Origin of the sequence: Paenibacillus mucilaginosus 3016 (assembly GCF_000250655.1) — a bacterium.
Lineage (GTDB): Bacteria > Bacillota > Bacilli > Paenibacillales > NBRC-103111 > Paenibacillus_G > Paenibacillus_G mucilaginosus.
On sequence record NC_016935.1, the window covers coordinates 7,700,247 to 7,714,954 of the forward strand.

Genomic DNA, 14,708 nt, shown 5'->3' on the forward strand with positions numbered 1-14,708 from the left:
CTTCCCTCCATGGCGATGCCTCCTTCTTCAGCGGGCTGCCGCTGATTAGCCTATCCCCATTATATGATGAAAGCGCTCTATTTTACCACCGATTTTTCTGAATTTTTAAAATTTTGTAAGCATCGCACAAAAACGCTTGTGAATTCCTTGTAAACGTGATGAAATTCACATTTTCGGAAATTTAAACTATTTTAATGCACAATGGCGTAAACTAGAATATAACGGCGGTCAAACGCTTCAATCAGCCGCTCCTCCTCCTTCGGCCCGTTAGGGGGCCGGTGCAGGATCATGCCTTGGATCAGCGGTACACTCAACCGGAAGGGAGCTTGGTTACGATGATGTTTCTCAGCCCTACGAAAGGTTCCGTCACCATGGAAGAAATGATCGGTCAGCTGCATGAGTATGTCAAGGAAGATACGGAAGCGAAGTACAAGGTCATCATCGGGACGGACTCCCATACGACGCGGCGGGTGACAACACTCGTTACGGCAGTCATTATCCACCGTCTCGGGAAGGGAGCCCGTTTCTTCTACCGCAAAAAGAGCTCGCGCCCGCTGCACGACCTGCGGACGCGGATCTATAAGGAGACCGAGCTGAGCCTCGAGCTCGTGGATATTCTCAACCGTGCAGGCATGAGCAGCCTGCTTGCGGACTGGCCCCTCGAGATCCATATCGATATCGGCCAGCAGGGGGACACGAAGGTGCTCATCCAGGAGATCTGCGGCTGGGTCACCTCGGTCGGTTACGAGGCACGGATCAAGCCGATGTCGTTCGGCGCCAGCGCCGTGGCCGACCGGTTCGCCGAATAGGGGGCCGGCCGCAGGAGACCCTCCATCTCCCCGCAGACCTCCGAACCCTGCCACTGCACAAAGAACCGCCCTTACCCGGGAGCACAGCCTGGGAGGGCGGTTCTTTGTGCTGCTCCCCGGGACGGACAGCTGCGTTTTGCGAACAGGCATAAGACGCGCCTCTGGAGGGACCTTTCCCAGTTTCTGTAACGAAATATACACACTCTTAAGCGTTTACGGTATGATAATGTATTGGTTATGAAACTTTTAGTATTAAATTATTAAGACATAAAGGAGAGATTCTCGTGCTTCAACGAAAATGGCTTCCCCTTCTGCTGTCCGCCTCGCTGGCCCTGGCCCTGAGCGCCTGCGGCGCCAACTCCGTCGCTCCTGCCGAACCCTCCAAAGCGGAGACCCCTGCCCCAAAGACGGAAGCACCAAAAAAGACCGAAACCACCCATGCCGCTCATTGGTCTTATGAAGGCAATACGGGTCCTGCCCACTGGGCCGAGCTGGATCAAACCTTCGCCGCCTGTGCGAACGGAACGGAGCAGTCGCCCGTCGACATCGAACTGACGCAGACGAAGGTCGACAAGACAGCCGTTCAGGTGGAGCTGCATTATCAGCCTTCCGCCTTCACTCTGATGAACAACGGGCATACGATCCAGGCCAATGCCGCTGCAGGCAACGGCAATACGATCACGGTAGACGGGACCGATTACACGCTCGCCCAGATGCACTTCCACCACCCGAGCGAAAATCAGATCAACGGGAAAAACTTCGAAATGGAAGGCCACCTTGTGCACAAGAACAAAGACGGCGGCCTGGCTGTAGTCGGCTTCCTGATGACTGCAGGCAAAGAAAACAAGCCCCTCGCCGAGATGTGGTCGAAGCTGCCGAAGCAGGAGACGAAGGAAGATGTCAAGCTGGAGCAGCCGGTCGACCTGCCGGGCCTCGTTCCGTCCACGGCCCATGCTTTCCGCTACGAGGGCTCCCTGACGACGCCTCCATGCTCCGAGCACGTGAAGTGGATCGTGCTGGCCGACCCGATCGAAGTATCCAAGGAACAGATCGAAGCATTCGCCGCGATCTTCCCGGATAACCACCGCCCCGTCCAGCCGCTCAACCAGCGCACCGTCGTGAGCAACTAAGAGGTTCGGCCCGCGGTTGGAACCAGAATAACGGCAAACCCAAAACACCCTCCGGGTCCGCTTCTGCTGCGGCTTCGGAGGGTGATTTTCGTTATGCCGGCAGCCCTTCGAGGATGCGGGCCAGGTTGGCGAGAGAACCGGCCGCCCCGAGCTTCTGCTCATCGTCGCCTTCGTACTCGACCGTGAGCCAGCCTCGGTAGCCGTCCTGATGCAGGCGGCCGAGCAGCCCCGGCAGGTCGATCATGCCCTCGCCGGCGATTCGGCCGGCGAACCGCTCGCCCGTAAGGCCGGTGTAAGCCCGGCCTGCATAGCCTTCGTCCACGGGAACGAAGTCTTTGAAGTGAACGTGCGCCACCTGCGGGCCCAGGGCTTCCAGGGCCGCTGTGGGGTCTTCACCGACGAGCAGGAAGTTCCCCGTGTCGAAGGTGCTGCGCAGGTACGGCGAGCCAACCTCGTCCAGGATCGCCTGGACCTGCCCGGCTTGGCCCGCGAAGACGCCGTGGTTCTCCAGGCAGAGGACGATGTCCTTCTCCGCGGCCGCGGCCGCCGCTTCGCGCAGGCCTTCGACAATCCACGCCTTCACTTCGTCGAAGGCGTATCCCTCCGGCGGCCGGTCGCCGGCGAACACCCGCACGATCCGCGCGCCGAACGTCTCCGCGAGATGCACCGCAGCAAGGATCTCATCCACCTCCGCCCGGCGCCGCTGCGGGTCCGGGTGCGAGAAATTATTGGAGGCGCCTACCGCAGCCACCTGGATCCGGGTTTCCGCCAAGGCCTTCCGGACCTCCTCCAGCTCCTCCCCCTTCCAGAAATACGTCAGCAGCTCCACGCCCGCGGCCTTCGTCTCCTGCGCCACAAAGCGGATAAAGTCCGCGTTCGTCCACTGCCCGTTCTGAAGGTAAGTGTGACAGCTCCAGATGCTCAGTGCCATGTTCATATCGGACACTCCTCTCTTCTACCGGTATCCCCGGATAAACTCGACGGCCTTCCGGATGTCGGCTTCCGGCCGGTCCCCCACTTCCCGCTCGATCGTCAGGTACCCTTCATACCCGATGTCCTGCAGCGCCGCGAAATAAGCATCGAACGGCACGCGCCCCTCCCCGAGCGGCACCTCCCGGAAGAACTCGCCGGAGGCGACCATCTCCGCGATCTTCTCGTGGTCCATGCCTTCATAGCCGAGCGCGCCGTACACCTGCCGGGGATCGATCTCTCTGTACCGGATGCCGTCCTTCACATGCGTATGTACAATATAATCCTTGAGCAGATAGACGCCCTGCACGGGATCGTCTCCCGTCACCATCACCATGTTGGCCGGGTCAAAATTGACCGACACGCCTTTCGTACTCAGCGTATCCAGGAACGCCTTCAGGTGCGCCGCCGGCTCCGGTCCCGTCTCGATGGCAAAATAAGCACCGCACTTCGTCGCATACTGCCCGAGCTCCTCACACGCGGTCTGCATGCTGTGATAGACCGCGGGGTCCGCTTCCTCATGCGGCACGATGCCGATATGCGTCGTCACGACCTTCGTGCCGAGATCAAGAGCCAGGTCCAGAATACGCTTCGACTTCTCGACCTTGGCCGGATTCGCCCCCGCGTCCTGGAAGCCGTGCCCGGCGAGGTCTCCGCACAGCGCGGAGATCTCGAGGCCCAGCGATGCGATATAGCTGCGCAGCTCGCGGCGGTCCTGCGCCGAAAGATTCGCCGGGTCCATCTCCCCGGAGACCGCGTAGATCTGCACGCCTTCGGCTCCGACCTCGTGCGCTTTTTTCAAACCTTCCCGTACGCCTATACCGAAGCTGTCGACAATCACGCCGATTTTGTTCGTAAGCCTGCCTGTCATCCGAAGCCGCCTCCCTCGCCCCTGCCGGGGGGTAGATTGTACTTTCATCCTTGCGGGATGGACTGCCTCTCGAATGAAAAAGGCAGCGGACCCGATACTTTACACCGCTAAAGATCCGTTGGCGATAAGGAACCAAGTACGGATATCCTGCTCTCCCTCCGCTTAAAAGACCACTTCCCGGCCCTTCGCCGCCGACTCGTAGATCGCGCTGACGATCTTGGTCAGCTCGACGCCATCCTCTACCGGCGCGATGAGCTCCGCCCGGCCGAGGCAGCATTCCACGAAGTAGTCGATCTCGCTGCGGAAGCCGCCCATGAAATCGAAGGTCCGCTCATCGATCTGCGGTGACACGTTCAGGATCGTGTCGTGCTTCTCGGTCACGATGCAGAGCTCCGGCTCCACTTCCGCTCCGCCCCGGTCGCCGTACAGCTTCACCGTCACTTCGTCCTGCTTCGCGTGCAGGGTGAACGACACATCGACCATCAGTGACGCTCCGTTCTCGAAGCGGATCAGCGCGTTCGCCATATCCTCTACCGTGTTCAGTGCCGCATCGTAATCGGCTGCCTGGTAGAAGCTCAGGTTCCCGACATTCGAACGGTTGCCGAGCTTCGTGTACACGTTCCCCGTCACCGACTTCACCTTCGGCCGGCCCATGAGATACCAGCACAAGTCGATCACGTGCACGCCGATGTCGAGCAGCGGCCCGCCGCCCGAGCGTTCGCGGTCCGCGAACCACCCCCCGGGGTTGCCGAGCCTGCGCAGATACGAAGCCTTCGCATAGTAGATCTCCCCGAGGTCCCCCGCATCGATGAAGCGCCGGAGCACCTTCGTGTTCGTCCCGTACCGCCTGACGAAGCCGACCTGCAGCAGCCTGCCCGTCCGGCGGACCGCCGCCTCCACCTCCAGCGCCTGCTCCACACTCGTGCACAGCGGCTTCTCGCAGAGCACATGCTTGCCGGCTTCGAGCGCCGCAATAGAGATCTCCCCGTGGGTATCGTTCCACGTACAGATGCTGACGGCGTCGATGTCCTTGTCGGCCAGCAGCTCGCGGTAATCCGTGTACACCCGCTTCGCTTGGAAGCGGTCCGCAGCGGCCCTGGCCCGGTCCCCTTTTTGATCGCAGACGGCCGCCAATTCGACATGCGGATTCTGCACATAAGCGCTGAGATGCGCCTCGGAGATGGAACCCGCTCCGATGACCCCGATCCGTACTTTGCTCACAGCCCTCTCCCCTTTCCCCTGTAGACTACCACAATCCTCCAACCCTGTTAATTGCAAAAAAGTGCCCTCTCCCGTGTCCGAATTTAGCCCTTGACGGCCCCGGCGGTCATCCCCTTCATGATCTGCTCCTGGAACAGGAGGAAGGCGAGAATCGTAGGCAGGACGGCAATCGAAAGCGCTGCCATCGTCAGCTTGTAATCTGTCGAATAGCCTGTGGCGAACACCGAGAGACTGAGCGGCACCGTCTTCAGCGCGGGCTTCGAGATGAAGACGAGCGCGAAGGCGAAGTCGTTCCAGAACCGCAGGAACCCGAGGATCGCCACGGTCGACAGCGCCGGCAGCGAGAGGGGCAGCATCATCCGCAGGAAGATGCCCCAGTACCCCGTTCCGTCGATCAGCGCCGCCTCCTCGATCTCCTTCGGGATCGACGTCAGGAAGGCAGCGATGACGAACACCGCCAGGGGCAGCTCGAAGGCGGCATACGGCAGCACGAGCGCGGCGTAGGTGTCGAGCAGGTTCGTTTTTTTCATAAGAATAAACAGCGGCACGAGCGTGCTGTGCACCGGAATGAGCATCCCGAGCAGGAATAGCCCCATCCAGAACCCTTTCAGCCGGAACTCGAACCGCGCCAGCGCGAAAGCGGCCAGGGCTCCGAAGACCAGCGTCAGCACCAGAGCCAGCACCGTAACGAGCAGCGAGTTCACGATCGACGTCCCCATCGCCGACACCTCCCAGGCCCGGCCGAAGTTGTCGAATGACCACTGTCCGGGAAGGCCGAACGGCTTCGAGTGGAATTCGTCGTTCGTCTTGAAGGCGCTGAGGAACAGCCAGATCAGCGGATACAGCGTAACCAGGGCATACAGCGCGAGAGCCAGCCGAATGACCAGCTCTCCGAACCTGCGGCGCAGAACCGGTCCTCTGCCCCTTGCGCCGCTCCCCAGAGAGAGTGAGCCTTCCATCCGGATCTCCCCTTTTCGTAGCTTATTAGCGGTAGTCCCGCTTCATGAGAAACTGGCTGCCCGCGATCAGCACGAGGCTGAGCACGATAATGGCCGTCGACACCGCGCTGCCGTAGCCGAAGCGGAAGACGTTGAACGTATTGTTGTACATGTAAGAGGCGAGCAGCTCTGTCGAATGGGCCGGCCCCCCTCCCGTCATGACGTAGATGAGGTCGAAGGCTTTCAGGCTGCCCGAGATGCAGAGCACGACCGCCACCTTCACCGTATCCCAGATCATCGGCAGCTTGACCGAGATCAGCTTTCGCGCAGGTCCGACACCATCGATTCGCGCGGCATCGTCAATTTCCGGGGAAATATTTTGGAGCGCGGCAATGAACATCAGCATGTATGGACCGATATAATTCCAGATGATCGGCACGGTCAGCGAGTACATTGAGATCTTCGGGTCGGACAGCCACTGCATCTTCCAATGCTCAAGACCCGTCCGTTCCAGTACAAAATTCAGAATCCCGATCTGCGGATGGTAGATGTAGCCCCATATGATGCCGATGACGACGGAGGAGAGGACCATCGGCATGAAGACCGACGCCCGCACGAAGCGCTGGAAGAGCGTCGACTTCGTCAGCACGAGGGCCAGCAGCAGGGCAATCGGCACCTGACCGAACACGGAGGCGGCGACAACGATCATGTTGTTCTTGAACGCCAGCCAGAAAATCTGATCCTGCAGCACCTCGGCGTAATTGTCGAATCCAATATATTTCGCCGCCCCGATTCCCTTCCAGTCGAAAAAGCCGTAGTAAGCGGACCAGAATACCGGCACGATGACGAAGAAAGCGAACAAAAGGACGGCAGGAAACAGGGCCACTGTGATGAATCCCCGGGCCCGGACAGCTGCGGTCATGGGCAGCACCTCCTTGAATGAACGTGGCTGGAAGAATGGACGGGCGCCGCAGCCGGTTCCCTTCGGAGTCCGGCGCAGGCGCACCGCCCTCCGGATGGCGGCGAATCAGCGCCGCTTCCGTCTATGGTCCGCTACTTGCCGACCGACTTCGCCTGGGCTTCCTGAATCTTCTTCGCCACATCCTCCGGCTTCGCCCCCATGAGCAGCTCCTGCAGCCCGTTGTTGACGACATCCGCCGCCGCCGAGCTCAGTCTGCTGTCGTACACCGGCGTACGCGCCACCCGTCCGGTCAGATCATACGCCTTGGCGAACAGGGACGACACCTTGCTCTTGTCGAGCTCGGCCTTGTAGCTCACGAGCTGGTTGCTCTCGAGCGTCGCCTTCTGCGCCTCCGGTCCGCTCATCGCGTAGATGAGCTGGTAAGCGGCCTCTCTGCGCGCCCCCTCGACCTTCTTGCTGAGGCCGAGACCGGTGCCCACCACGCCCGACAGCGAGTTCGGGTCGCCCTTGCCTCCGGGTACGGACGGCAGCACCGTGACGTCCATCGCATCGAGCGCCTCCTTCGAGGCGTTCGCCGCCAGGGAGGTCAGCGCCCAGCCGCCGTCGATCATCATCGCGGCTTTGCCCTGGGCGAACATCTGCTCCATCTGGGTATTGTCGATGGAGTTGAAGCCGTCCTGGAAGGCTCCCGCCTGGCCGAGCTGCTGCAGATAGGCAAGGGCCTGCACGAACTCGGGGTCCGTAAACTTTGCCCCGTCCTGGGCCGCCGCCTTAAGGAACCACTCCGTTCCGGTCACGCGGTCCGCCAAGGAGCTCAGGATGGATGACTGGGCCAGCCAGGCCGCCTTGTTGCCGAGCGCGATCGGTGTCACCTTGTTCTTCTTGAAGGTGTCGACCAGCGCCAGCAGATCGTCCCAGGTCTTCGGCGGCTGCACCCCGTATTTGTCGAACAGCGTACGGTTGTAATACAGGATGGAGGTCGGCGACAGGCCCATCGGGGCGCTGTAGATTCGGCCGTCGATCGTAAAATCATCGAAGGAGCCCGGCAGGAAGCCGTTCTTCCAATCGGCTTTGCTCTCCAGCAGTCCGTCGATCGGCTGCAGCAGATCCCCGCCGGCGAATTCCCGGGTCATCACGCCGGGCCACATCATGAACACATCCGGCATCTCGCCCGCCGCCGCCACCGTCTTCAGCCGGGCCCGGTAGCCGTCCGGCGGGATGCTCTGCACATCGAGCTCGATCTCCGGATGGTCCGCCTTGAACTTGTCCATGATGCCCCGCATCGTCCTGGCCCGCAGGTCATCTCCGGTGAAGTTGTGCCACAGGGAGAGCTTCACCTTCTCTCCAGCCTGGCTCCCCGTCCCTGCCGCTGTCCCGCTGCTCTCTTCCCCGCCTCCGCCGCAGCCTGCCAGCAGCGACACCGCGATGGCGGCCGCCGCCGCCCCAGGCCATCCTTTGGTCTGAACTCTTCCCATGCTCCAGCCCCTCCTCTTCCCGAGTACCGTGTGGACTCTTGTCGTTCTTGCTATCTTCAGTATAGGGGCCCCCCGGCGGACGGGGTACGGGAGAAACCCCGGAACCGTAGGGGGCAAACACCGGACTCTCGCCGGTGTATTCATGCATGGTGACTGCCAATAACGGCAGCCGGGTTCCCCCAACTCGGACATTCCCGGGCCAACGCCTGCTTCAGCCCCCTTCCCGCACCGACTGCCGGTATTCCGACGGCGTCACCCCCGCATACTTCTTAAAGAGCTGGCCGAAATACTTGATATCCTCGTAGCCGGCCCGCTGGGCCACCTCGCTGACCTTCGCCGGCGACTCCCGCAGCAGCGCTGCCGCCCTGCGCATCCGCTCCCCCGTGACGAACTCGAGATAGGTCTGCCCGGTCTCGCGCTTGAACACCTCGCCAAAATGGCTGGGGCTTAGATGCACGACGGCCGCGGCCTGCTGGAGCGACAGGTTCGGGTCATCGAGGTGGTCCCGGATGTAAGCGACCGCCTTCGGGATATACCCGCCCCGGCTCTCCGAGAGCGACGCGTGGAACCGTTCCATCACCGCAGCGAGCCGCCGGTACACCTCCTCTTCCGCCTGGCCGCCGGCCTCCGGCAGCGGGGCGTACCCGGGCGCGGGTGTGCCCTCCAGCGCCCGCTCGAGCCAGCGGTGGCCGGAGAGCACAAGCGAGTGCAGGAACGCCTGCAGCGACTGCGGCGTGGCTGCCGGATGCTCCAGCTCGGCCCGCACGATCCGGCTCACGAAGCGGCGCAGCCCGGTCGCCGAGCCGCCCGCCAGCAGCGCAGCCAGCTCGGCCTCCTCCGCCTGCGAGCACACCGTCCGCGAGCCCGTGCGGCCGCTCAGCTGCTCCGGCGTGAAGAGCCCCCGCCCGCCGAGCAGCTCGCGGAAGCCGAGCACGCGCTCCGCCTCCCGGCAGGAGGCGGGCAGGCAGGCCGGGTCTGCGGCGGTGCCGCCGAGCGCGGCAAAGACGCTGCACTTCAGCGTGGCGCCCAGCCGCTCCAAAGCGCGGGCCAAGTCCTGGCCCCCGGCGGCGGCTGCGCCATCGGCGGGAAGGATCACGGCGACGCGGTCCGCCTTGAGGAGCGTAACGCAGGGCAGCAGCTCGTAGAGGATGTTCTCCGCTGCGCCCAGCAGCAGACCCGCGAACGGCCCGTCTCCCCAGCCCTCGGCCTGCACGAGCAGGACCCGCAGCGGGACCGGCTGCCCTTCGGGGCCGCAGAGACCGCTGCGGCGGAACCAGCTCTGCAGCGCCGCCGGCAGCGGGCTCTCCGAGGCGGTCCCGGGCCCTTGGGCGAGCAGGCGCTCGATCAGCTGATGGCGCAGGGCGGCCGTCTGCAGCGATTCCTGCCTGCGCGCCTCCCAGCGCTCCAGCACGCGCTGCTTGGCCTTGGCCGCCGCCCGGATGATCTCCTCCGGCCGGCTCGTCTTCAGGAGATAATCCGACACGCCTTCGCGCAGCGCCTCCCGGGCATAGCCGAAGTCGTCGTAGCCTGTGAGGATGACGGTCTCCGTGCCCGGGAGCAGTTCCCGTACCCGGCCCGCCAGCTCGATGCCGTCCATGCCCGGCATCCGGATATCGGTGAAGAGCACATGCGGCTTCTCCTCCGGGATGCGCTCCAGCGCCTCATCGGCCGAAGCGGCCGGGGGGAGCAGCGTCAGGCCGATCTCCGTCCAGTCGATCACCGTGCTCAGCCCCCGGCGGATAATGTCTTCGTCGTCCACGATCATGAGCCTCATGCGGTTGCCTCCTCGATAGGTATGGTGAACGTGATGCGCGTTCCCTGCTGCGGAGCGCTGTCGATGCCGAGCCCGGCCCCGCGTCCGTAGTGCAGCAGCAGCCGCTGGTGCACATTGCGCAGACCGTAGCCGCTGGTTTTCTTGGTATGCTTCAGGGCGGCAGGCGCCGGGACGGCGGCCTTCCCGGCCTCCCCTCCCGTCAGCTCGCTGCGCAGCTCCCTCAGTCGCTCCTCCGGGATGCCGGCCCCCGTATCCTCCACGGCGAACACTGCGCTGTCCCCCTGCCGCCGCACGTGGATATAGATCGAGCCGCAGCGGCCCAGCTTCTGGATCCCGTGTACGAGCGCGTTCTCGATGAGGGGCTGCAGGAGCAGCTTCAGGACCGGCTGGGGGCTCAGCGACGGGTCGATGTAGAACTCGATCTCGAACTGGCCCGGGAAGCGGATCGCCTGGATGTACGCATAATTGCGGGCATGCTCGACCTCCTGCTGCAGAGGACAGTACTCCTCTCCCCCGTTCAGCGAGAAGCGGAGAAAGTCGCTCAGCGCGCCGACCATCTCCGACGTCTGCCGGTCCTTGTTCATCAGGGCGGTCCAATGGATCGAAGAGAGCGTGTTGTACAGAAAATGGGGATGAATCTGCGCCTGCAGCGCCTGCAGATCCGCCTCCTTTTTCCTCGCTTCCTCCTGCTGCACCTGCTCCTTCAGCCGCTGAATCCGGTCGCTGAGCTTGTTGTAGCTGTGCAGCAGCAGCCCGACCTCGTCGCTGCTCTTGACCTCGTAAAGCGGCATCGGCTCATCCGGGTTCAGGCCCTTCAGGTTGTGCGCCAGCCGGGTCAGCGGACGGGTCACCCGGTCCGTGAAGACCAGCACGAGCCCAGCCGCCAGCAGGAGGCCGAGCAGCACAGCCCCTGCCGTGACCGCGAGGATATACCCGCTTTGGGCGGTGTAGATGCGGGTCGGCAGGAAGCCCACCAGCTTCCAGCCGATCCCCGGCAGCGTGTGGTAGAGCACCGTCTGCCGCCCCTCGCCCTCCCCGTAGTGGGCGATGCCGCTGCTGCCGGCCAGCTGCCCGATCCCGGGGTAGAGTTCCGCCAGCGGACGGCCGGGCCACGCCGGGTCGGCGGCCGATAGCACCTGCCCTTTCTCGTCCAGCATCAGCACCCGGCCCTCAGCCTCCCAGCCGGACCCGGTGAGGTACGTGCGGATCTCCGCTTCGTCCACGGCGATGGACAGTGTGCCGAGCGTCCGGAAATCGTTGAAGCTGCGGATCGGCCGCACCAGTGAGAACACGCGCTTCGTCCCTTCGGGCGTGCGGTTCTCGTACAGCGGGGACCACCAGCGGACGCTCTGGCGGTACGTCTCCTCGTGTCGAAGCAGCACCTCCGGCAGACCGGTGCTCCGCTTGGTCGTGGTCGTCAGCGGCGGTATGCCCGAAGCCGGCTCGACCGTGATGTCGGCGATGTACTTTTTGGAGAAAGCCAGGTTGGTCAAAAACCCGACATTGAGCGTATAGCGTGAGATATCCTCCTCCCCGTTGTCGAGGTACAGCTGGATATCCCTCTGGCCGATGAGGAACAGGGACATGTTCTCGAGATCCTGCACGACGAACTCCAGCTTGCCGGCGATCTGGCGCAGCGTGTTCATCCCCGCCCCCTTCGCTTTCTCTTCGGCGGCGTTCGCCGCCATGCGGTACAGGAGCGCCCCCGTCAGCAGCAGGGGAAGCAGGATGGCCGGAAGCAGGAGCAGGATCAGCTTGCGTTTGAGCGACTTGGCGAGCCAGCGTGTCATGCGGTGATTCACCCCGTTGATTGGTTTGGTCGTTAAGGAATGCGGCGGTGAGGCAGGTGGAAGTGCGGAAGCGATGCGATGGAGCAGCTGCGCTGCCGGGACGGCAACAGCGAGGCAAGGGCGGCAGTGCTGCTGCGAGGCCGGCACGGCGGATAAGCTGCGCTGCCGGGACGGCAGTGCTGCTGCGACGGTGCGGCGGGTATGCTGCGCTGACGGGACGGCCGTGCTGCTGCGACGGTACGGCGGGTATGCTGCGCTGCCGGGACGGCCGTGCTGCTGCGACGGTACGGCGGGTATGCTGCGCGCCGGGACGGCGGGGCTGCTGCGACGGTGCGGCGGGTATGCTGCGCTGCCGGGACGGCCGTGCTGCTGCGACGGTACGGCGGGTATGCTGCGCCCGGTGTGGTGGATGAAGGGCATGGTGTGGTCAGCCTGGGACTGATGCACGGCAGCATTGGGAGCCAGTTTGGTTGAAATGAATAGGGAGCGGTACAGGGTAGCCGCCGGGAAAAAATATGCGGCAGACAGCTAATGGCTGAGCGCAGTCTGGTCCGGCACCGAAGTGCGCCTCGTCAGGAAGCACGTATAAGGCGGCCCCGCGTGCAGCGCATCTGGAAGACTGCTATTCTCAGGCTGGCTGGCGGCAGGGTCACTGCTGCCGGGCAAGCGTACGCCCCGTTACACAGAGCACTGGCCTGACCAGCTAAGACAGGATCGAGCCCCCGGATTCCGTTGTTACCCAGCCCCCCTTGCCTTTATACTAGCACACTGTTTATTGGGCCAAACAGACTTTTTTTTAGCGCAACAAACTTTTTGTTTGAAATTCGCTTGGAATATGCTACCATCGATCTCATAAAGCAGCCCATGATTTGGGAACAGCGAAAAAAGGAGTTTTGCGGACGAATGGAGTCCATACGGGATGAATTTGATTTTTTGTCAGTGCTGGTAAAGGGCATTGCCGCCCAATTCGGGGAGAACTGCGAGGTGGTGCTGCACGACTTGACGGGCTCTTACGAGAGCACGATCGTCGCTATCGAGAATGGCCACATCACCGGCCGCAAGGTCGGCGATCCGGGAACGAATCTCGGCCTGGAGCTGCTGCGCGGCAGCCAGGTCGACGGCAACCGGTTCAACTACGTGACCCAGACCAAGGACGGACGGATGCTCCGTTCGACCTCGATGTACATGAAGAATGCCGAGGGGCGGACGGTCGGGGCGCTCTGCATTAATTTTGACATCACGGACCTTATGGTTGCGGAGCGGACCCTCCACTCGCTCACAGCGGCCAATCTTCAGCCGGAGGTGAAGGAATCGTTCGTCAGCAACGTGAGCGATCTGCTCGATGCGCTCATCCAGGAGGCGCAGGAGGATGTCGGCCGGCCCGTCGCCCTCATGACCAAGGAGGATAAGATGCGCATGATCGCCCTGCTCGACCGCAAAGGGGCCTTCCTCATCAAGAAGGGCGGCGAGAAAATCTGCGCCTACCTCAATATTTCGAAGTATACGCTCTATAACTATCTCGAAGAAGCTAAATTGGAAGCTAAATTGGAAGCCAAATTGGAAGCCAAGGCGGAAACCAAGCCCGCCGAGGACACAAAGGAGGACTAACCATGAATGCTGAATTGGGGCTCTCTGATCAAGAAATCCCCAGCGGGAGTGCTCTGGATAAAAGTGAGCTCGAGACCCCCTGCCTCCTCATCGATACGGAGGTCATGGAGCGCAACATTGCCTCCATGGCGGATACCGCGCGCCGCCTAGGGGTAGCTCTGAGGCCGCATGCCAAGACGCACAAGCTCCCTTCGGTCGCCCGGCTCCAGCTCGAGGCCGGTGCGTCCGGCATCACCGTCGCCAAGGTATCCGAAGCCGAAGTGATGGCGGCCCACGGCATCCGAAGCATCTTCATTGCCTACCCGTTGGTGACCCCGGGCAAAATCCGACGGGCTCTGGCGCTGCATGAGCAGGCGGAGCTGATTCTCGCCGTCGACTCGCTGGAGGGCGCAGTCCGGCTGTCCGAAGCGGCCGTGACTCATGGCGGCGCCCCGCTGGCCGTACGCCTCGAGATCGATACGGGGCTGCGCCGCACCGGCGTCCCTTACGACGATGCACCCGCGCTGGCCGAGAAGATCGCGGCGATGCCGGGGCTGTCGCTCACCGGCATCTACACCTTCCGCGGGGCGCTGCTCGACGGAGCGCCGACGCTTGATCTTGCAGCAGCCGGGAAGCAGGAGGGGCGCCTGATGGCGGACCTGGCGCAGCGGCTGCGCGAAGCGGGTGTGCCCGTCGCAGACGTCAGCGTCGGCTCCACGCCGACCGCCGCATTCGCGGCCGCCGTGCCCGGCGTGACCGAGATCCGGCCCGGCACCTACGTGTACCAGGACCGGATGCAGGCCCGTCTCGGCGTGTGCTCCCTGGACGACTGCGCCGGGCGCGTGCGCGTCACGGTCGTCAGCCGCCCGGCGCCGGATCTGGCCATCATCGACGGCGGCAGCAAGACGTTCGCCACCGACGTGCAGCCGAACACGGCGCCGCTGCTCCTGCAGGGCTTCGGCTGGTCCACCGAGCTGCCGGACGCCGTACTCGAGCGCCTCACCGAAGAGCACGGCATGCTGCGCCTCGGTCCTGACGCCCAGGCTTCCGGGCTGGCGGTAGGCGATGTGCTGCATCTGGTGCCTAACCACATCTGCAGCACGGTCAACCTGCATAACCAGGTCTGGTTCCGCGGGACGGACGGCCGCTATACTCCCCAGCCCGTGTTGGCCCGCGGGATGCTGGAATAGCCAGTACGGGCAGAGCGAGACGGTCGGCGGCA

General features: G+C 63.1%; 13 protein-coding genes. 5 read left to right on the plus strand and 8 right to left on the minus strand.

All coding sequences use genetic code 11. The features are described from left to right. Positions 1–335 precede the first annotated feature (335 nt). Positions 336–809: a ribonuclease H-like YkuK family protein gene (locus tag PM3016_RS31970; protein WP_013920586.1), complete on the plus strand. Its 474-nt coding sequence runs from the start codon at positions 336–338 to the stop codon at positions 807–809. A gap of 284 nt (positions 810–1,093) precedes the next feature. Next, a complete protein-coding gene (locus PM3016_RS31975) occupies positions 1,094–1,939 on the plus strand; it encodes a carbonic anhydrase (protein WP_014372240.1) in 846 nt (281 codons plus the stop codon). Between the two features lie 91 nt (positions 1,940–2,030). Here the strand turns inward: PM3016_RS31975 and PM3016_RS31980 are convergent, their stop codons facing one another. From PM3016_RS31980 to PM3016_RS32015, 8 genes are all read right to left on the minus strand, one after another. Further along, positions 2,031–2,876, minus strand: coding sequence for a sugar phosphate isomerase/epimerase family protein (locus PM3016_RS31980; protein WP_014372241.1), 846 nt, complete (start codon positions 2,874–2,876; stop codon positions 2,031–2,033). Positions 2,877–2,894: 18 nt separating this feature from the next. Continuing rightward, complete coding sequence (locus PM3016_RS31985; RefSeq protein ID WP_014372242.1) at positions 2,895–3,779, minus strand: sugar phosphate isomerase/epimerase family protein; 885 nt, start codon at positions 3,777–3,779, stop codon at positions 2,895–2,897. 162 nt (positions 3,780–3,941) lie between these two features. Continuing rightward, positions 3,942–5,000: a Gfo/Idh/MocA family protein gene (locus PM3016_RS31990; RefSeq protein ID WP_014372243.1), complete on the minus strand. Its 1,059-nt coding sequence runs from the start codon at positions 4,998–5,000 to the stop codon at positions 3,942–3,944. Between the two features lie 83 nt (positions 5,001–5,083). After that, entirely contained in the window at positions 5,084–5,959 is an 876-nt protein-coding gene (locus tag PM3016_RS31995) for a carbohydrate ABC transporter permease (RefSeq protein WP_013920591.1), read from the minus strand. A 25-nt stretch (positions 5,960–5,984) separates the two neighbouring features. Beyond that, positions 5,985–6,860, minus strand: coding sequence for a carbohydrate ABC transporter permease (locus PM3016_RS32000; RefSeq protein ID WP_014372244.1), 876 nt, complete (start codon positions 6,858–6,860; stop codon positions 5,985–5,987). Between the two features lie 131 nt (positions 6,861–6,991). Next, positions 6,992–8,335 (minus strand): extracellular solute-binding protein, encoded by a 1,344-nt coding sequence (locus PM3016_RS32005; protein ID WP_014372245.1) that lies wholly within the window; start codon positions 8,333–8,335, stop codon positions 6,992–6,994. Between the two features lie 211 nt (positions 8,336–8,546). Then, positions 8,547–10,109, minus strand: a complete 1,563-nt coding sequence (locus tag PM3016_RS32010; RefSeq protein WP_014372246.1) for a response regulator — start codon at positions 10,107–10,109, stop codon at positions 8,547–8,549. Further along, on the minus strand, positions 10,106–11,899 hold the full coding sequence (locus tag PM3016_RS32015) for a cache domain-containing sensor histidine kinase (RefSeq protein ID WP_014372247.1): 1,794 nt from the start codon (positions 11,897–11,899) through the stop codon (positions 10,106–10,108). The genes PM3016_RS32010 and PM3016_RS32015 overlap by 4 nt, the downstream gene beginning before the upstream one ends. A gap of 73 nt (positions 11,900–11,972) precedes the next feature. Between PM3016_RS32015 and PM3016_RS32020 the strand changes: the two genes are divergently transcribed. The 3 genes from PM3016_RS32020 (at position 11,973) to PM3016_RS32030 (ending at position 14,676) form a co-directional block, all read left to right on the plus strand. Then, entirely contained in the window at positions 11,973–12,341 is a 369-nt protein-coding gene (locus PM3016_RS32020) for a hypothetical protein (RefSeq protein WP_016362989.1), read from the plus strand. 461 nt (positions 12,342–12,802) lie between these two features. Further along, positions 12,803–13,507: a helix-turn-helix transcriptional regulator gene (locus tag PM3016_RS32025; protein ID WP_014372248.1), complete on the plus strand. Its 705-nt coding sequence runs from the start codon at positions 12,803–12,805 to the stop codon at positions 13,505–13,507. Positions 13,508–13,509: 2 nt separating this feature from the next. After that, positions 13,510–14,676 (plus strand): alanine racemase, encoded by a 1,167-nt coding sequence (locus PM3016_RS32030; protein WP_013920600.1) that lies wholly within the window; start codon positions 13,510–13,512, stop codon positions 14,674–14,676. The last annotated feature ends 32 nt before the right edge of the window (positions 14,677–14,708 follow it).